The 16,762-nt window shown below is 67.7% G+C and carries 15 protein-coding genes; 9 read left to right on the top strand and 6 right to left on the bottom strand.

Annotated elements, in window-relative coordinates:
* Positions 1-29: 29 nt before the first annotated feature.
* Entirely contained in the window at positions 30-458 is a 429-nt protein-coding gene (locus LQ566_RS09350) for a MarR family winged helix-turn-helix transcriptional regulator (protein ID WP_231091420.1), read from the bottom strand.
* Between the two features lie 201 nt (positions 459-659).
* Here LQ566_RS09350 and LQ566_RS09345 point away from each other — a divergent pair, with 201 nt between their 5' ends.
* The gene (locus LQ566_RS09345) at positions 660-1,238 is read left to right on the top strand and encodes a YbhB/YbcL family Raf kinase inhibitor-like protein (RefSeq protein ID WP_308070772.1); all 579 of its coding nucleotides are present in this window, start codon (positions 660-662) and stop codon (positions 1,236-1,238) included.
* Between the two features lie 33 nt (positions 1,239-1,271).
* Positions 1,272-2,114: an exodeoxyribonuclease III gene (locus LQ566_RS09340; RefSeq protein WP_231091419.1), complete on the top strand. Its 843-nt coding sequence runs from the start codon at positions 1,272-1,274 to the stop codon at positions 2,112-2,114.
* A 37-nt stretch (positions 2,115-2,151) separates the two neighbouring features.
* On the opposite strand, the gene LQ566_RS09335 is transcribed toward LQ566_RS09340, so the two are convergent.
* On the bottom strand, positions 2,152-2,571 hold the full coding sequence (locus LQ566_RS09335) for a VOC family protein (protein WP_231091418.1): 420 nt from the start codon (positions 2,569-2,571) through the stop codon (positions 2,152-2,154).
* 135 nt (positions 2,572-2,706) lie between these two features.
* On the opposite strand from LQ566_RS09335, the gene LQ566_RS09330 reads away from it, so the two are divergent.
* From LQ566_RS09330 to LQ566_RS09320, 3 genes are read left to right on the top strand one after another with little or no spacing between them, the layout of a single operon-like run.
* On the top strand, positions 2,707-3,972 hold the full coding sequence (locus tag LQ566_RS09330) for a sensor histidine kinase (RefSeq protein ID WP_231091417.1): 1,266 nt from the start codon (positions 2,707-2,709) through the stop codon (positions 3,970-3,972).
* Positions 3,969-4,649, top strand: a complete 681-nt coding sequence (locus tag LQ566_RS09325) for a response regulator (RefSeq protein ID WP_231091416.1) — start codon at positions 3,969-3,971, stop codon at positions 4,647-4,649. The genes LQ566_RS09330 and LQ566_RS09325 overlap by 4 nt, the downstream gene beginning before the upstream one ends.
* 28 nt (positions 4,650-4,677) lie before the next feature.
* Positions 4,678-5,253, top strand: coding sequence for a DUF6630 family protein (locus LQ566_RS09320; RefSeq protein WP_231091415.1), 576 nt, complete (start codon positions 4,678-4,680; stop codon positions 5,251-5,253).
* A 62-nt stretch (positions 5,254-5,315) separates the two neighbouring features.
* Here LQ566_RS09320 and LQ566_RS09315 read toward each other — a convergent pair whose 3' ends face one another.
* Positions 5,316-5,885, bottom strand: a complete 570-nt coding sequence (locus LQ566_RS09315; protein ID WP_231091414.1) for an NADPH-dependent FMN reductase — start codon at positions 5,883-5,885, stop codon at positions 5,316-5,318.
* Positions 5,886-6,102: 217 nt separating this feature from the next.
* On the opposite strand from LQ566_RS09315, the gene LQ566_RS09310 reads away from it, so the two are divergent.
* Positions 6,103-6,987 (top strand): ABC transporter ATP-binding protein, encoded by an 885-nt coding sequence (locus tag LQ566_RS09310; RefSeq protein ID WP_231091413.1) that lies wholly within the window; start codon positions 6,103-6,105, stop codon positions 6,985-6,987.
* Positions 6,984-8,084 carry an ABC transporter permease gene (locus LQ566_RS09305; RefSeq protein WP_231091412.1) on the top strand — a complete coding sequence of 367 codons (1,101 nt, stop codon included), beginning with the start codon at positions 6,984-6,986 and terminating at the stop codon, positions 8,082-8,084. The genes LQ566_RS09310 and LQ566_RS09305 overlap by 4 nt, the downstream gene beginning before the upstream one ends.
* A gap of 53 nt (positions 8,085-8,137) precedes the next feature.
* Here LQ566_RS09305 and LQ566_RS09300 read toward each other — a convergent pair whose 3' ends face one another.
* Positions 8,138-9,910 (bottom strand): glycoside hydrolase family 15 protein, encoded by a 1,773-nt coding sequence (locus tag LQ566_RS09300; RefSeq protein ID WP_231091411.1) that lies wholly within the window; start codon positions 9,908-9,910, stop codon positions 8,138-8,140.
* A gap of 57 nt (positions 9,911-9,967) precedes the next feature.
* On the opposite strand from LQ566_RS09300, the gene LQ566_RS09295 reads away from it, so the two are divergent.
* Positions 9,968-11,332, top strand: a complete 1,365-nt coding sequence (locus LQ566_RS09295) for a glucose-6-phosphate dehydrogenase (protein WP_231091410.1) — start codon at positions 9,968-9,970, stop codon at positions 11,330-11,332.
* A gap of 1 nt (position 11,333) precedes the next feature.
* Here the strand turns inward: LQ566_RS09295 and LQ566_RS09290 are convergent, their stop codons facing one another.
* Both LQ566_RS09290 and LQ566_RS09285 read right to left on the bottom strand, forming a co-directional pair.
* The gene (locus LQ566_RS09290; RefSeq protein WP_231091409.1) at positions 11,334-12,509 is read right to left on the bottom strand and encodes a hypothetical protein; all 1,176 of its coding nucleotides are present in this window, start codon (positions 12,507-12,509) and stop codon (positions 11,334-11,336) included.
* Between the two features lie 130 nt (positions 12,510-12,639).
* A complete protein-coding gene (locus LQ566_RS09285) occupies positions 12,640-14,844 on the bottom strand; it encodes an ATP-dependent Clp protease ATP-binding subunit (RefSeq protein ID WP_231091408.1) in 2,205 nt (734 codons plus the stop codon).
* Between the two features lie 228 nt (positions 14,845-15,072).
* On the opposite strand from LQ566_RS09285, the gene LQ566_RS09280 reads away from it, so the two are divergent.
* Positions 15,073-16,762 (top strand): choice-of-anchor A family protein (locus tag LQ566_RS09280; protein ID WP_231091407.1); only part of this gene is annotated, 1,690 nt, incomplete at its 3' end.

Here is a 16,762-nt window from a genome sequence, read left to right as displayed (position 1 = left end):
CGGCCTTGTGACGACAATTCAGCGGCGTGTCAGGATGCGGGGCGCTCCCAGCGGCGGTTCTCGAGACCTTCGAAGGACTCATTGAACCGACGCGCCAGCACGGCGAACGTCCGGCTTTCGTCGTCACCCCACCCGGCTGTCACCCGTTCGAGCGCCTCCTCATACCGGGCGCGCTCCGCGATCAGACGCGTGCGACCGGACGCGGTGACCCGGAACTTCCGGGCCACGCCGCCCTCCGGATCCTCGATGCGCTCGGCGTGCCCGTCACGGACGATGGCCGCCGTCTGGCGGTTCAGGGTGGAATCATCCAGCCCCAGCGCCTCGCGCAGCTCGCGGATCGTCATCGGTCCCGAGAGCTCAAGCCGATTGAGCAGAAGGTACGCGCTGCGATCAAGGGGAGGCTGCTCCCACTGCACCTGACGATGCAGATGATTGAGATGCCGCAGCATCATCATCATCTCGAATTGAAATGCGCTCGATGAATCGCCCATTGTGCCCCCGCACGTCCAGCTGGTCTCCGTCCCCCTGGAGACCTCGATCAGTTCCCCACCGATCGATACCCAACTTCTCCTCGCGTTCACGAGTAACACAAGTCTGACACACCCTCGCTGCGGGAGCGCTGCGCTTTCCACTGTTCCGATTCGGGTGGGCGTCCTAGGGTGGCACTGACGACCGCACATCAGGAGGGAGCCGACGTGTTCGATTTCGACCCGTACCAGCAGCTCGCCACGCTGCGCTCATTCGAACGGCTGGAGCTCACGAGCTCCGACTTCGACGACGGCGCACCGCTTCCGCCGACGGCGTGGGGCGCCGGCACCATCCCGGAAGGAGCGGACCTGTCACCGCAGCTGTCGTGGAGCGAGGTTCCGCAGGGAACACGATCGCTGGCCCTCAGCGTGTTCGACCCCGATGCGCCCACCGGTTCCGGATTCTGGCACTGGGCGGTGTTCGACCTGCCTGCGGACCTGCGCTCGCTGCCTGCCGGTGCCGGATCGGGCGATGCGACGGCCCTTCCCGGCGGCTCGGTCACCCTGCCGAACGAGATGCGGCTGTCGCGCTACATCGGTGCCGCTCCCCCCGCGGGCACGGGCACCCACCGCTACTTCTTCGTGCTCGATGCGCTCGATGTCACCCACCTCGAGATCGCCGAATCGGCGACTCCGGCGATCCTCGGATTCAACCGGCACTTCCACTCGCTCGCCCGCGGCGTGCTGATGGGGACCGCGACCCCCGCGTGAATCGATGTCCGACGCACGACCTAGGCTGGTCGTATGCGTCTGGCCACCTGGAATGTCAACTCCGTCCGTGCGCGGGTGAACCGCATCGTCGACTTCGCCGTGCGCGAGAACGTCGACGTCCTCGCCATGCAGGAGATCAAGTGCAAGCCGGAGCAATTCCCCTACGCGCCGTTCGAGGAAGCCGGCTACCAGGTCGAAGTTCACGGCCTGAATCAATGGAACGGCGTGGCCATCGCCAGCCGCCTGCCGCTCGAAGACGTGCAGATCGCGTTCCCCGGGATGCCCGGCTTCGCGAAGGGACATGAGGGCCCCGACGCCCCGCAGGAGGCGCGGGCCATCGGCGCCACCATTGACGGAGTGCGCGTGTGGAGCCTGTATGTGCCCAACGGCCGTTCGCTCGATGACCCCCACATGGCATACAAGCTGCACTGGCTCGGCGCTCTCGCGCAGCACACGCAGGACACCCTCGCCACAGATCCGCACGCCCGCTTCGCCCTGGTCGGCGACTACAACGTGATCCCGTACGACGAGGACAACGGGGACCCCGACATCGTGGTGGGTCGCTCCACCCACGTGTCCCCCGAGGAGCGGGCGGCCTTCTTCGCCCTGCAGGAGGCCGGCGTCACCGACGTGGTCCGCCCCCTCGTGCCCGAGGGATACACCTATTGGGACTATCAGCGCCTCAAGTTCCCCCGCAACGAGGGCATCCGCATCGACTTCGTGCTCGGGTCTCCGGATTTCGCGGATGCGGTCACCGGCGCCTTCATCGCGCGCGATGAGCGCAAGGGCGAGCAGCCCAGCGACCATGTGCCGGTGGTCGTCGACCTGGATCTGGAGCCGGCTGATGACGACGACGTGCCGATGATCTTCGGCTGAATGAATGAGGGCCGCCCGGCCGGGCGGCCCTCATTCGTCATGCCATGTCGGGAGGGCCCGATTCTGCCGTCGCCGGATCCATCCACAGGAACTCCAGGATGTTGCCGTCCGGGTCCGCAATGGCACGCGAGTACATGAACCCGAGGTCCTGCGGGTCACGCGGCTCGGATCCGCCCGCGGCGAGACCCGCGGCCGCGACCGCGTCCACGTCACCACGGGATTCCCGGCTCAGGGCGATCAGCACCTGCGTGCTCTGTGTGGCATCCGCGACGGGCAGCGTGGTGAAGGTCGAGAAATACTCACGGGTGAGGACCATGAAGAAGATGTTCTCGTCCCAGACGACGCTCGCCGCGTTCTCGTCGGTGAACAGCGGATTGATCTCGCATCCGAGCGCCGTGTAGAACGCCTTGCTGCGCTCCAGGTCATTCGATGCGAGGTTGACGAAGATCTGCGTCATGCTGATCCTTCCTTGTCGGTTCGCGGGGAGCGAGGGCTTCGAGGGTCATCGTGCCACGGGGCGCCGACATCGGAAAGGTGCATCTCCCCCGCGCGACGGATTCGCGGCGCTGCTCGTCCCCGCTACGGTGGACGGATGAACACCCCGCAGCGCCCGGCGGCGACCCCGCAGGAGTTGCGGATGGACATCTGGCTGGCGGGTGTGATCTTCGTCAGCGCGGTGATCAGCGCAGCCCTCACGTCCGTCTCCGGGGTGTTCGGCGCCGAGGCGGACCGCTTGCCGTGGGCCCTTGTCATCGCGGTGGCCATCTCGCTCCCGCTGGCCTTCCGCCGGCGGTTCCCGGTGAGCGTGATGGTGGTCGTGTGCACGGCGTACTTCCTTGCGGTCACGTTCAAGATCCCTGAGATCTACGCCGGAAACGTGTCGATGTTCATCAGCATCTACACCGTCGGCGCCTGGGTGAACGATCGCCGTCGCGCATTCATCGCGCGAGTTCTCATGATCGTCGCGATGTTCGTGTGGCTGCTCATCACCATGTTCATCGCCGCCACGGATCCCGACCCGCAGATCGATGAGTCGCTCTCCCGCGCCGGTGTCTTCAGCCCGTTTGTGGCGTACATGCTGATTCAGCTGCTCATCAACGCCGGCTTCTACGGCGGAGCGTATTACCTCGGCGACCGCGCTTTTCGCAGCGCTCTCGAGCGCGAGGCGCTGGGTCAGCGTCAGCGTGAGCTGGAGCACGAGCGCGAGGTCACCGCGGCCCAGGCGGTCGCACTCGACCGCGTGAACATCGCACGCGAGCTGCACGATGTCGTGGCGCATCACGTGTCGGCGATGGGCGTGCAGGCCGGTGCGGCCCGCGCCGTCATGTCGGTGAACCCCGAAGCAGCCGGCGAGGCCCTCCGCGGGATCGAGGCCTCGGCCCGCAGTGCGATCGACGAACTGCACGGTCTCCTGGAGACGCTGCGTACTCCCGGCGATGCCGGTGCACCCGCGGACGTCGCACCCTCGACGCTGCGCGTCGAGCGGATCCCGGATCTGGTGGCCCGTGCCGTCGAGGTCGGCATGCCCACCCGCTTCACGGAGGTGGGATCCCCGCGGGATCTGCCGGACACCACCCACGCGAACCTGTTTCGCATCGCCCAGGAGGCCCTCACCAACGCCCGCCGCCACGGCGGACCGCATGCCGAGGCGGACGTGCGGCTGCGGTGGGACGCTGAGGCGGTCGAGCTGGAAGTGGCCAACTCCGGACGGGACGCGCGCGCTTCCCGGGCCGGCCTCGGCCAGCTCGGCATGCGCGAGCGCGCGAGCGCCTCGGGCGGAACCATCGAAATCGGGCCACGGCCACGCGGCGGATTCCTCGTGCGCGTCCGTGTTCCCCTGACCCCGGGAGCCGCATGATCCGCGTCCTGCTCGTCGACGACCACGCCGTGATGCGATCGGGATTCCGCATGATCCTGGAGGCCGGAGGCGATGTGTCCGTCGTCGGCGAGGCCGCGACCGGCCTGGAGGCCGTGCAGCAGGCGTCCGCGCTGCACCCGGACGTGATCTGCATGGACGTGCAGATGCCCGACATGGACGGCCTGGAGGCGACCAGACGTATCGTGGCGGATCCGGCGGTGGCATCGGCGGTGCTCATCGTGACGACCTTCGACCGTGATGACTATCTGTTCGCCGCCCTCGAAGCCGGAGCCAGCGGGTTCCTCCTGAAGAACGCCGGCGCAGACGAGCTGGTCTCTGCGGTTCGCGTCGTCGCCGCCGGCGATGCGCTGCTCGCGCCCGAGGTCACCCGGCGTGTGATCGCCCGCTTCGCCGCGTCGAGTCCGGCCCCGTCACCGGCACCCGCGCTGGAGGGCACGCCGCTCGTGACGGCTGCCGGCGTCGCGATCGAACTGACCGAACGCGAGCGTGAGGTGCTGCGGCTGCTTGCCCAGGCCAGCAGCAACGCGGAGATCGCCGCGGAGCTCTTCATCGGCGAAGCGACGGTGAAGACGCACGTCTCGAACCTGCTCGCCAAGCTCGGGGTCCGCGACCGCGTCGCTGCAGTCGTGTTCGCGCATCGCAACGGCCTGGCCTGAACGCATCGACATCGACCTGAGGAGAAGGATGACATCCCCATCGCCTGAACTCGCAGCCCTGCTCGCGGATGCCGAGCGCATCCCATCCTTCGTGCTCGACTGGACCGGGGAGGATGAGCCGGGCGACATCGCGCGCTTCGCGCAGCAGCGCGCCACAGTCCTGGGCCTGGCGGAGTTCGTCTGGACACCGGCCCAGCAAGAGGCCGCCACGGCCACGGCGGCTCGGGGCGATGCCGTCCCCCGACTGCTGGTGGCGGTGAACGAGGCGCTCGGCAGGGTCGGGGGCGCACTGAGTCAGGTCGAGACCGGAGCAGATCACTACGAGCTGCTCGTCACTCGTCTGACCGACGCCGAAGCACTCCGCGCGCTCACCGTCGACGGCCAGCGCATCGTGCCGGTAACCCCGGCTGGCGATGCGCCGGTTCGAGAACGTCTCGTGACGGTTGTGTGCCCGACATGCGGCGCGATGAATGTGTGGCAGCTTCCCGTGCCCGGCCCCGACATGGACGACGGCGACACGTGCAGCTCCTGCGACCGGGCCTTCTTCACGCCCGACGGTGATGCCCTCGACGGCGTCACCGTGGAGGTGGACGAGCTCACCTGAGCCGACATGGACGAAGGCCCCGGGCGGCGCTGTGCGCTGCCCGGGGCGTTCGTCGCGACGGATCAGGCGTTCGCGAGTTCCGCGGCCGGAACATAGCGGGCGATGAGGCGCTCGAAGGCTTCGAGGTAGGACACCAGGAATGCGGCGGTGTTCTCGTCGGCGATCTCGCCGTTGTCGCCGAACAGGCCGGGGGTCGACTGCACGTACCCCTCGGGCTGACCGAGCGTGGGCGCATCGAAGTGGTTGAGGATCGCCTTCAGGTGCTGCTGCGCGGCAGCAGTGGAGATGTTGCCGCCCGAGGTGCCGATGATGGCGGTGGGCTTGCCGGCGAAGGACCCCTGGCCCCACGGGCGAGCGGCCCAGTCCAGGGCGTTCTTCAGCACACCCGGGATCGAGCGCGAGTACTCCGGCGTGATGATGATGACGCCGTCGACATCGGCGATGGCCTGCTTGAAGGCGAGCGCCTCGGCGGGGTAGTTCGCGTCGTGGTCGGGCGAGTAGAAGCCCAGCTCGGCGATCGGGATCTCCACCAGTTCGGTGCCCTCGGGCGCGATGGCGGCCAGCGCCTTGCCCAGCTTGCGGTTGATGGACGTGCTCGAGATGGACCCGACGATGTAGCCGATGGTGCTCATGTTCTTCTTTCGTGTGTGGGGAGCTTCCTGCTGCCACCGAGCACAACATCACCGCGTTTCGCGTCTATTCCCCATACATGCGAATGAATATTCTTCGGGCGTGTCGTGGTCGCCCACCCTGAGGCGGAGCTCCCCCGGCGGCAATATCCCCCCGTGGGGGGAGGTCGCCCGCGCAGCACGTTCGTAGCGTGGAAGCACCGAAGAGAAAGGGCACGAGATGCTGCATCTGGAAGGACTGGTCAAGACCTATGGCGACCGGCGCGTGCTGGACGACGTGGGATTCGACGTGGCACAAGGGCGGCTCACCGGTTTCGTCGGCGGCAACGGTGCGGGCAAGACCACGACCATGCGCATCGCGCTGGGCGTGCTGAGCGCCGACGCCGGCACCGTGACCCTGAACGACGCACCCATCACCGGCGACGACCGTCGCCGCTTCGGGTACATGCCGGAAGAGCGCGGCCTATACCCGAAGATGAAGGTGCTGGAACAGATCGTCTACCTCGCCCGTCTTCACGGCTTCAGCCGTACCGAGGCAGCCCAGCGCGCGGAAGCGCTGCTCACCGAGCTCGGTCTGGGCGAGCGCCTGAACGACAAGATCGAGACGCTCTCGCTCGGCAACCAGCAGCGTGCGCAGATCGCGGCGGCGCTGGTCCACGAGCCCGAGGTGCTGATCCTCGACGAGCCGTTCTCGGGCCTGGACCCGATGGCGGTCGAGGTGGTCGCCCGCGTGCTGCAGAGCCGGGCGGCCGCAGGCTCCGCCGTGCTCTTCTCCTCGCACCAGCTCGACGTCGTCGAGCGCCTGTGCGATGACCTCGTCATCATCGCCGCCGGTCGTGTCCGCGCCCGCGGGACCCGTGATCAGCTGCGCGACGAGTTCTCCGAGCCGCGATACGAACTCGTCACCTCCGGCGACATCGGCTGGCTCCGCGATGAGCCCGGCGTCACGGTCGTCGAGTTCGACGGCGGGTACGCCCGCTTCGACGTCGATGACGACGCGGCAGCGCACCGTGTGCTGCGCCACGCCGTCGAGCGCGGCGACGTCACCGCATTCACCCCCCAGCGGCCCACGCTGGCCGAGATCTTCACGGAGGTCGTCAAGTGAGCACCCCAACCCCCGCCCGCGCTGTCAGCCCGCTGCAGGGCATCGGTCTCGTCGCCGAGCGGGAGATCATGTCCAAGCTGCAGAGCCGGGCCTTCGTCATCTCCACCCTCGTGCTGTTCGCCCTGGCTCTCGTCGCCGTCGTTGCGGGCGGTCTCACGGCCAAGCAGAGCTCCGACACCCCGGTTGCCGTCACCAGCGACGCCGCATCGTTCGTCGCCAACGTCCCCGGGCTCGACATCACCGAGGTCACCGATCGAGCCGCCGCCGAGCGCGCGGTCACGGATGAGAGCGTCGATGCGGCGGTCGTCGCCGATGCAGCCAGCCCCACCGGCTTCACCGTCATCGCGAAGACATCCGCGCCCGACAGCCTCGTCATGCAGCTCGCCGCCGTTCCCACGGTGACGCTGCTGGAGCCGGACACCACCAACCCGGCGCTGCGCTACATCGTCTCGTTCGGATTCGGTCTGCTCTTCCTGCTCGCCGCCTCAACGTTCGGCGGCACGATCGCCTCGTCGGTGGTCGAGGAGAAGCAGACGCGCATCGTGGAGATCCTCATCTCGACGGTCTCGACTCGTACGCTGCTGGCGGGCAAGGTCCTCGGCAACACGGTGCTCGCGATCGTCCAGATCGTCGGAATGGTGGCCATCGCCGTCGTCGGCCTCATCGTCACCGGGCAGACCGATGTGCTGACGCTACTGGGATCGGCGATGGTGTGGTTCGCGATCTTCTTCCTGTTCGGCTTCATCCTGCTGGCCGCCCTGTTCGCCGCGGCGGCATCGCTCGTGTCGCGCCAGGAGGACCTCGGATCCACGATCACGCCGGTGACGATGCTCGTGATGGCGCCGTACTTCCTCGTCATCATGTTCAACGACAACCCACTGGTGATGACGATCATGAGCTACGTGCCGTTCTCCGCTCCGGTGGGCATGCCGATGCGGCTCTTCCTCGGCGAAGCGCAGTGGTGGGAGCCGCTGCTGTCGCTGCTCATCCTCGTCGTCTCCTGCGTCCTGGCCATCCTCGTCGGGGCACGGATCTACGATCACTCGATCCTGCGCATGGGCGGGCGCGTGAAGCTCGCGGAGGCTCTCAAGGGCTGACCTCCTGACCTGACATGACTGTGGCTCCGTCTCTCGGCGGAGCCACAGTCATGTCAGGCGATGCCGTCTCCTGCGAGCGCGTCGGCGGCACGCACGAGCGCGAGGTGGGAGAACGCCTGCGGAACGTTGCCCGCCTGCCGGCCGGCACCGACGTCGTACTCCTCGCTGAGCAGTCCCAGGTCGTTCGTGAGGGCGCACAAGCGGTCCATCAGCTCGACCGCGTCGTCGCGACGGCCGGTGCGCGCGTACTGTTCCACAAGCCAGAACGAACACGCCAGGAACGGGTTCTCCGGCTCGTCGATGCCGTCCACCCCGGTTGCGGCACGGTACCGCATCAGAAGGCCGTCGCGCATGAGGTCTCGCTCGATGCGCGTGACGGTGGCGAGCATGCGCGGATCGTCCGGCGCGCAGAACCCGATCTGCGGCAGTACGAGCAGCGAGGCATCGACCTCGTCGGTCCCGAAGTACTGCGTGAAATGTCCGTCGGCAGACACGCCCCGGGTGTCGATGTCGATGCGAACCTCGTCGCGCAGTCGCTCCCAGATCTCGAGATCGCCATCGAGTCCGAACTCCCGCACCGCGCGCACACCGCGATCCAGCGCGGCCCAGATCATGGCGCGGGAGTGGGTGAAACGGTGCGGTTCGCCGCGGATCTCCCACAGTCCCTGGTCGGGCCGGTCGACGGTCTCCACCACACGACCGATCAACGCCCGCTGCAGCGACCAGGAGGAACCCTCCTCGGCGAGACCGGCGCGGCGCGCGTCATCCAACGCGACGATCACCTCTCCGATCACATCGGCCTGGAACTGGTCCACCGCGCCGTTGCCCACGCGCACCGGACCCGAGCCCTGGTAGCCGGGAAGCGTGGTCAGCTCGCGCTCGGGAAGATACCGCTCGCCCGCGATGCCGTACATGATCTGAACGTCGGCCGGATCGCCCGCGATGGCGCGGAGCAACCAGGACCGCCAGTGCCGCGCTGCGGTCAGGTGGTGGTGCCGGATCAGCGACATCAGGGTGAGAGACGCGTCCCGCAGCCAGACGTACCGGTAGTCCCAGTTGCGGGTGCCGCCGAACTGCTCGGGAAGGGAGGTGGTGGCCGCGGCGACGATACCGCCCGTGTCGCGGTGCGTGAGAGCCCGCAGCACCAGCAGCGAACGCTTCACCTCGTCTCGATACGGACCTTCGCGGTGCAGGTCGGTGGACCAGCGCTGCCACCAGGTTCGAGTGCGACGCAGCAGCGCATCCACCTCGGGCATCTCCGGGTGCGGTTCGAACGACGGGTACCAGGTGAGCACGAGATCACGGACCTCGCCCTCCGCGATGGTGAAGCCGCCCACGTGACTGTTGTCCTCGGCCGCGAGCGCCACGCCTCGCAGCAGCATGGCATCAGGACCGGCGATTGCGGCGATCGCCGCGGGGCCGGCGTCTCGGTGCTGGCGCACCCAGGGAAGCGCGGCGGCGTAGTCGAAGCGGAAGCGAACCGTGGTCGCCATCTGCACCGATCCGCGGATCCCGCGCACGCGGCGGATGATGTGGGTGTGCGGTCCATCGATCGGCATGAGGTCCGTGACCTCCACGACGCCGGTGCCGGTGGTCCACCGCGTGATCAGCGTGAAGTCTTCCGACTCGTACTGGCGCTGAGCTTCGCCACCGTCGGCCGGGCTCAGTCGCCAGTGTCCGTGCTCCTCGTCACCCAGCAACGCCCCGAACACGCTCGGCGCGTCGAAGCGGGGCGGACAGAACCAGTCGATGCTGCCGTCTCGTGACACCAGGGCACCGGTGCGTGCATCGCTGATGAGGGCGTAGTCCTCGATTGCTGCCGACATGCCCCTGATTGTGCTCCCCCCTGCCTGGAAGCCCCATCCGAGTCATAGGGTGTGGGTGTGACCAACGAAAGCACGCTCGTGATCCTGGGGGCGACGGGTGATCTCACATCGCGTCTGCTTCTGCCCGCTCTCGCACAGCTGCTGGAGCGCCAGCAGGATCTGCGCATCCGGCTCGTGGGAGTGGGGCGCGAGGACTGGGACGAGTCGACATGGGTGACGCTGGTGCGCCGCACGTTCGAGGAGAACGCGGGCGCCGGGTGCCTGCGTTCGCTCACCTCGATCGAGTACCGGCAGGCCGACATCACCGCCTCTTCGGACATGTCGAGTCTGCTCGGCGAGCTGACCGGATCGATCGCGCTGTACTTCGCGGTGCCGCCGGCAGTCGCCGCGGCCTCGTGCGAGGCCCTGCGCTCCGTCGATCTGCCTCCGGGCATCATGCTCGCGTTGGAGAAGCCGTTCGGCACGAACGCCGCGAGCGCGGAGTCGCTGAACGAGCTGGTCGCGACGCTCGTCCCGGAGAACCAGATCTTCCGGGTGGATCACTTCCTCGGCCGATCCACCCTCCTCAACCTCCTCGGGGTGCGCTTCACCAACCGCGTGTTCGAGCCACTCTGGAACGCTGAGCACATCTCCCACGTCACGATCTCGTACGATGAGCAGCTGGGACTGGAGAGCCGGGCCGGCTACTACGACCACGCGGGTGCGCTCGTCGACATGATTCAGAGCCACCTGCTGCAGGTGCTGGCATTCGTTGCGATGGAACCGCCCGCAACGCTCAATGAGCGCGATCTGCGCGATGCGACAGGCGCCACGCTCCGCGCCACGCGGGTCTGGCGCGACGATCCCTCATCGTTCACGCACCGCGCCCGCTACACCGCGGGGTCGGTGGACGGTCGCGAACTTCCGAGCTACGTGGACGAGGACGGAGTGGATCCCGCCAACCAGACGGAGACGCTGGCGCAGGCCACGTTCGGCGTGGACAACGCACGGTGGGAGGGTGTCCCCTTCACACTGCGCTCCGGCAAGGCGATGTCGCATCCGCGCCGGGAGGTGGTGGTGCACTTCAAGCCCGTGCGCCATGTCCCGGATGGTTTCACAGGAAAGGCCGAGGGCGCGGTCCTGCGGTTCAACCTGAACCCGGATCAGATGTCGCTGGAGATCAACGTCAACGGTGGCGAGGATCCGTTCGCGCTGCACCGAGCCGCGCTCGACGCTGATCTGGCGGGCGGAAACGCCAAGGCCTACGCTGAGGTGCTCTCGGAGCTGTTGCAGGGCGATCCCGCACTGTCGGTCCGGGGCGATGCCGCGGTGCAGTGCTGGCGGATCATCGAGCCGATTCAGAAGGCATGGAAAGACGGCGTGGTGCCCCTGCAGGAGTACCCGGCGGGCGTCACCGACACGGTGACCTGGCCGGCACACTGACCTACTCCAGGATGAGATTGGCCACCACGTCTGCGGTGGTGCCGCCGAACATCAGCGCGAACTGACGCCCGGAGTCCGGTTCCGCACGCACCATGACGCCGATCCCATCCGATGCTGCGGTCAGGAACTCGTAACTGCGCCCGTCCGTACCGGAGACCCAGACGCTCTGCACACCGTCGGTCGACCCGGCGGAGAGCACCCGGATCAGCGCCTCCGTGGCCGCTCGTGCGTCTTCGTCGGAGATCTCGCCGTAGATGCCGGTGAGGGAAGTGGCCCAGAGCTCGCCGTTTTCATCCCCGAGGAAGGTCGAGCCGAGATCCATCCAGGTGCTTCCGGGGGCGACGGTGAAGTCGGCGCCCTCCGGGAGTGCGGACGCCACGTCGAGGGGAACGCGATCACCCGTCGGCTCGTGGGCCGGCGCCGTGGCGTCGGGTGTCGGCGCCGGGGGCTCGGGTGTCGGAGTGGAGGAAGGCGGGGCGGCGGACGGTGACGCGGCCGGCGTTCCCCTCTCCGGCGCGGGCGTACCCGAGGATGTAGTGCCGGGATGCGCGGCACTGTTCCAGAGGATCTGCGCCTGGTTTCCGAGCCAGATCGAGAACATCACGATCAGCGTGATGACCACGGCGACCACGACCACGCCGATACCCAGCCAGAGCGCGGTGCGACGGCGCGGCGCGGCGCGTGCTGGAACAGGCGCATGCGGGTAGCTCGGTGGCGACGTCTGCCCCGGGGCGTGCGAGGGCGGAGTGTCCGGCAGCGATCCCGGAAGCGGAGGTGCTCCGACCTGCGGCGAAGGCGCCTGCGGGTATCCCGGCTGTGGTGCCCCGACATTCAGCGGTGGTGCCCCGTACACCGCCGCGACACCAGGCGGTCCGGCCGGTGCCGTCGGATACGACGAGGTCTCTGCTGGAAGCGGCACCGTCGGTGCGGTCTCCGACGCGGCGCCGCCTTGCCACAGCGGATTCGGACGGGTGCCCCAGCTGTGCGGAAGGCCTGTCTGCCAGGCCTCGTTGGGACGCGCGTTCCAGGTTTCCGGTGCACCGGTCTGCCACGCGTGGTTGGGACGTTGCTCCCACTCGCGCGCGGGCTCAGCCTGCCACCCCGCAGCCTGGTGGGGCTGCTCGGCAGGCGCCCCGGTGGAGTCCGGCCCGGGCTCTCGCGTCGCCTCGTCGCCCATGCTCGCTCCTCGTCGCGCGGATTCTCGTCCTCACATGATGCCTGCCCGGACGTCTCCGCGGAATCCACCGGACGCGGCGAAGGCCCGCCCGGATGCGCCCGGGCGGGCCTTCGCTCTGCTCAGCAGTGTGTCACTCAATGATCTCCGCGTCGACCACATCGTCATCTTCGCTCGTCGGCGCAACGGGGGATGCGGCCGCGCTGGTGAGGGCGAGCCCCTGTCCGTCGGCGGCGACATCGACCGTGACCATCGACCCGTCGCGCACGTTTCCGGAGAGGATCCCCTTGGCGAGGCGGTCCTGAATCTCCTTCTGCATCAGGCGACGCAGCGGACGCGCACCGAACAGCGGGTCGTATCCGCGTTCGGCCAGCCAGGCGCGCGCATCCGGCGTCACCGCGAGGGTGAGCCGACGATCCGCCAGTCGCTTCTGCAGCGCGTCCACCGCCAGCTCCACGATCTGTGCGAGATCGTCCTCGGTGAGGGCGTGGAACATCACCACGTCGTCGAGACGGTTCAGGAACTCGGGACGGAACGCGTGCCGCAGCGCGTCCATCACTCCCGCACGCTTGACCTCGTCGGACAGCGTCGGATCGATGAGGAGCTGCGAGCCGAGGTTGGAGGTCAGGATGAGGATGACGTTGCGGAAGTCGACCGTACGGCCCTGGCCATCCGTGAGCCGGCCGTCGTCCATCACCTGGAGCAGCACGTCGAACACCTCGGGGTGCGCCTTCTCGACCTCGTCGAGCAGCACCACCGAGTACGGACGACGCCGCACCGCCTCCGTCAGCTGACCGCCCTGCTCGTAGCCGACGTAGCCGGGAGGCGCACCGACCAGACGCGAGACGGAGTGCTTCTCGCCGTACTCGGACATGTCGATGCGCACCATCGCCTGCTCGTCGTCGAAGAGGAACTCGGCGAGTGCCTTCGCGAGCTCCGTCTTGCCGACGCCCGTGGGCCCGAGGAACAGGAACGAACCGGTGGGCCGGTTCGGGTCGCTGATTCCGGCACGCGACCGACGCACGGCGTCAGCCACGGCGGCCACGGCCTCCTTCTGGCCGATGATCCGCTTGCCGAGCTCGGCCTCGAGACGGACGAGCTTCTCCCCCTCGCCCTGCATCAGGCGTCCGACGGGGATGCCGGTCCAGGCCGAGATGACATCGGCGATGTTCTCGTCGGTCACCTGGTCCCCGACCATGCGCTCCTCGCTGTTCTCCGCCTTCTCCGCCTCGCCGAGCTCGCGCTCGAGCGCCGGGATGTCGGCGTAGAGCAGCCGCGATGCCCGCTCCAGGTTGCCCTCACGCTGGGCACGCTCAGCTTCCGAGCGCGCTGCATCGAGCCTCGTCTTGAGGTCACCCACGCGGTTCAGGGTCGCACGTTCCTGGTCCCAGCGCTGCTGCAGGTCACGCAGGCGCGACTCCTGCTGCTCGAGGTCCTCACGGAGCTTCTTGAGCCGGGCCCGCGATGCCTCATCCTTCTCCTTCTTGAGGGCGAGCTCCTCGAGCTTCAGCCGGTCCACGTGACGACGCAGCTCATCGATCTCCAGCGGAGCGGAGTCGATCTCCATGCGCAGGCGTGACGCGGCTTCATCGATCAGGTCGATCGCCTTGTCGGGCAACTGACGCGAAGGGATGTAGCGGTGCGACAGCGACGCGGCAGCGATCAGCGCGCTGTCGGCGATGGCGACCTTGTGGTGCGCCTCGTAGCGCTCCTTCAACCCGCGGAGGATGGCGATCGTGTCCTCGACCGTCGGTTCGCCCACGTAGACCTGCTGGAATCGACGCTCGAGCGCCGCGTCCTTCTCGATGAACTCGCGGTACTCATTGAGCGTTGTCGCACCGATGAGCCGCAGCTCGCCACGGGCGAGCATCGGCTTGAGCATGTTGCTCGCTGCGACGGAGCCTTCCCCGCCACCGGCACCCATCAGCACATGCAGTTCGTCGATGAAGGTGATGATCTCACCGTCGGATTCCGTGATCTCTTTCAGGACGTTCTTCAGGCGCTCCTCGAACTGGCCGCGGTACATCGCACCCGCCACCAGTGCCGACATGTCCAGCGAGATCAGCCTCTTGCCCTTGAGGCTCTCCGCCACGTCGCGGGCGATGATGCGCTGGGCGAGCCCTTCCACCACCGCCGTCTTTCCGACGCCCGGTTCTCCGATGAGCACCGGGTTGTTCTTGGTACGGCGGGTGAGCACCTGGCTGACCCGCCGGATCTCCGAGTCCCGTCCGATGACCGGATCGAGTTTGCCCTGGCGAGCTCGTTCGGTCAGATCAATGCCGAACTGCTCAAGGGCGCTCTGCTGGTCCTCCTGACCGGGGTTCTGTGTTGCGTTCATCTGTCTCCTTGAAGTCTCTGCGCAACCCATCTCTTACAAAGTTGAGTCGCTATGGCTCAACTTTACCACCGCCGCCTCCATCCCGCTAGAGCTTCCTCGACGGAGGCATGTCGTTGATGAACCTCCCAGCAGGGTCCGTTAATGTATTTGTTTGGATCGGTTACAAACCCCGACTTTTGTGACGGATCCTCCCCCGATATCCCCGTCCCCCACAGAAAGCAGGCTTCTGTGCGTTTCCGCAATGCAATTGCGGGCGTATCGGCGCTGCTCGTGGTTGCGGCCGGCACCATCGTGCCCGCAGCCATGGCATCTGCCACGCCCCGTATCTCCCCCGCCGCCGCGTCCACCGGCGAATGTGTCCCCTCCGCAGGCCTCGGCGCCCCCGGTGGCGGCGTCGAAGCGAAGCCCGTCGACAGGAACGTCAGCGTCTTCGTGGGCGGCGATTTCCATATGAAGGCCGGCGTCGAGATGGAAGGCCAGCTGGTTGTGGCCGGCGATGCCACCTTCGACAAGAACTACCTCCTCGGTGCGGTGGGGGTCGGTTCGGGCCTCTCCCCCGTTGCCGGAACGAGCGGGCTGCGCGTCGGCGGCGATCTGCAGCTCGCCGCGAATGTGACGATGGCCACCTGGGCAGCGAACGGCAGCGCCAGCGCTCCCCTCGACGCGACCGTCGGCGGCTCGATCACCGGTGCGGGCAAGCTCGACGCGAGCGGCGGCTCGGTGACGACCGGCCTCGGCAAGGACGCCGCCCTCGGCGCCCCCTACGCCGCTTGGTCTGCCACCAACCCCGCGGCGCTCCAGACGTATGCGGATCGCATCACCACTGCAGCCGACACGGAGTACGTCACCGGTCTGAAGAACGACTGGTACCTCACCCTTCGCGGGGACGGCACGCACAAGCGCCATGTCTTCGAGGTGGACGCCGCCGAGATCAACAAGAACAACTTCTCGGTGAAGTACGAGAACATCCCGGTGGATGACATCGTCATCATCCGCGTGACCGGCAGCGGCCCGATCAAGCTCGGCGTCGACAACCAGTTCGGCGGAGCAGACGGCAACACGATGCTCGACATCTCCGGTGCCGAGTACGGCGCACGCGCGTCGCACACGATGTGGATCTTCCCCGACTCCACCGACATCACCATCGCCGGCGGCCAGCCGGCTGGTTCCATGCTCGTGCTGAACCCGGCCTCCACCCTCACCAACAAGGCGAACGGCATCAACGGCCGGCTCTGGGCGGCAGGCAACGTGGTGCAGGACCTGGGCACGGGCAGCGAGTTCCACGCGTTCCCGTTCCTCGGCGACGACGAGTTCACCTGCGAGCCCCCGACCGACCCGACCACGCCGGAAGTTCCGACGACGATCGACTCCCTCGCGGACATCGCGATCGAGGCCGCGAAGTGCACGACCGACGGCACCGTCGTCGACCCCACGGTCACGCTCCCGGCAAACACCGCCGACGTGACCTACACCCTCACGGGTAACATCACGGCCGGAAGCACCGTCACGGTCACCGCGACCACGACCGGTGACACGATCTTCGCCGACACCATCACCGGCTGGATCATCTCCGACGATCGCAAGACCGCCACCCAGACGATCAAGCTTGCCGCGATCGACTGCACGAAGCCGGTTGAGCCGACCACGCCCGTCGAGCCGACGACTCCGGTTGAGCCGACCACGCCCGTCGAACCGACCACCCCGGTCGAACCGACCACGCCCGTCGAGCCGACGACTCCGGTCGAACCGACCACCCCGGTCGAACCGACGACTCCGGTCGAACCGACCACCCCGGTCGAACCGACCACCCCGGTCGAACCGACCACCCCGGTCGAACCGACCACCCCGGTCGAACCGACCACCCCGGTCGAACCGACCACCCCGGTCGAACCGACCACCCCGGTCGAACCGACCACCC

Origin of the sequence: Microbacterium nymphoidis (genome assembly GCF_021044885.1) — a bacterium.
Taxonomy (GTDB): Bacteria; Actinomycetota; Actinomycetes; order Actinomycetales; family Microbacteriaceae; genus Microbacterium; species Microbacterium nymphoidis.
Note: the sequence above shows the minus strand (reverse complement) of the source record. Positions and strands in the feature narration are given on the sequence as shown.

Bases quoted from the DNA above. Each gene is read 5' to 3' on its own strand.
- LQ566_RS09350 (WP_231091420.1), bottom strand. From the start codon at position 458: ATGATGATGATGCTGCGGCATCTCAATCATCTGCATCGTCAGGTGCAG.
- LQ566_RS09340 (WP_231091419.1), top strand. From the start codon at position 1,272: ATGCGTCTGGCCACCTGGAATGTCAACTCCGTCCGTGCGCGGGTGAAC.
- LQ566_RS09335 (WP_231091418.1), bottom strand. From the start codon at position 2,571: ATGACGCAGATCTTCGTCAACCTCGCATCGAATGACCTGGAGCGCAGC.
- LQ566_RS09330 (WP_231091417.1), top strand. From the start codon at position 2,707: ATGAACACCCCGCAGCGCCCGGCGGCGACCCCGCAGGAGTTGCGGATG.
- LQ566_RS09325 (WP_231091416.1), top strand. From the start codon at position 3,969: ATGATCCGCGTCCTGCTCGTCGACGACCACGCCGTGATGCGATCGGGA.
- LQ566_RS09320 (WP_231091415.1), top strand. From the start codon at position 4,678: ATGACATCCCCATCGCCTGAACTCGCAGCCCTGCTCGCGGATGCCGAG.
- LQ566_RS09315 (WP_231091414.1), bottom strand. From the start codon at position 5,885: ATGAGCACCATCGGCTACATCGTCGGGTCCATCTCGAGCACGTCCATC.
- LQ566_RS09310 (WP_231091413.1), top strand. From the start codon at position 6,103: ATGCTGCATCTGGAAGGACTGGTCAAGACCTATGGCGACCGGCGCGTG.
- LQ566_RS09300 (WP_231091411.1), bottom strand. From the start codon at position 9,910: ATGTCGGCAGCAATCGAGGACTACGCCCTCATCAGCGATGCACGCACC.
- LQ566_RS09290 (WP_231091409.1), bottom strand. From the start codon at position 12,509: ATGGGCGACGAGGCGACGCGAGAGCCCGGGCCGGACTCCACCGGGGCG.
- LQ566_RS09285 (WP_231091408.1), bottom strand. From the start codon at position 14,844: ATGAACGCAACACAGAACCCCGGTCAGGAGGACCAGCAGAGCGCCCTT.